General features: G+C 50.4%; 1 protein-coding gene. It reads left to right on the top strand.

Going from position 1 to position 363, the window contains the following annotated elements; all coding sequences use genetic code 11:
* Positions 1-363: transposase (locus tag CWB98_RS23495; protein WP_138546978.1), on the top strand; the 363-nt coding region annotated here is incomplete at both ends.

Raw genomic sequence — 363 nt, forward strand, 5'->3', positions numbered from 1 at the left:
AACCCATATTGGCAGTACTTCTGCGGGATGCAGTTTTTTAGCCATGAGTTGCCGTGTGATCCAAGCCTGATGTCGCGTTTTCGGCGTCGAATTGGAGAGCAAGGTGTTGAGTTAATGCTCTCTGTGACAGTTGATGCAGGACTTAAAAGTAACACGGTTAAAGCATCCAGCCTGAGGGAAGTTGTCGTGGACAGCACGGTGATGGAAAAGAACATCGCCCACCCGACAGATAGCAAGTTACTGGAAAGGTGCCGTAAAAAACTGACCATGCTGGCAAAAGAAGCGGGTGTCAGACTACGGCAGAGCTACGCGAGGCAGGGACCAAAAATGGCCATGCAAGTCGGTCGATATGCACATGCCAAG

It is taken from the genome of Pseudoalteromonas rubra, from assembly GCF_005887115.1.
Classification (GTDB): Bacteria; Pseudomonadota; Gammaproteobacteria; order Enterobacterales; family Alteromonadaceae; genus Pseudoalteromonas; species Pseudoalteromonas rubra_F.